Origin of the sequence: Bacillus sp. SIMBA_074, from assembly GCF_046534555.1 — a bacterium.
In the GTDB taxonomy this organism is placed as follows: Bacteria; Bacillota; Bacilli; order Bacillales; family Bacillaceae_G; genus Bacillus_A; species Bacillus_A mycoides.
This window is the reverse complement of record NZ_JAWRYM010000353.1, coordinates 1-287: the sequence shown is the minus strand read 5'-3', so window position 1 is coordinate 287 and position 287 is coordinate 1. Positions and strand designations below refer to the sequence as shown.

1 pseudogene is annotated in these 287 nt (G+C 75.6%); it reads right to left on the bottom strand.

Annotation, left to right across the window (positions count from 1 at the left end):
- Positions 1 to 287 (bottom strand): annotated as a pseudogene (locus SB773_RS31130) (alpha-galactosidase); the annotation flags it as partial.

The following is a 287-nucleotide window of genomic DNA, read 5'->3' as shown; positions in this document are numbered from 1 at the left end:
GCGCCGCTGGTCGGTCAGCGCGCCGAGGGCGCTGTCGAGTCCGCCCGGAGCGCCCGACCCGCCGAGAGCGACGGAAGCGCGGGCGGAGACGAACGGAGCGCCCGGCCGCACGGCGACCGACCACTGGTGGTCCTGATCGGTCGGACCGGACAGCAGCAGGTAGGCCGAGGCACGGGTCTCGCCGAGCTCGTACAGCCAGGGTCCGTTGTGCTCCACCTGCCAGGCCACGGCCGCGGAATCCGGGCGACCGTCGGTGGCGACCAGCGCTCCGGTCGGCAGGGCCTCGC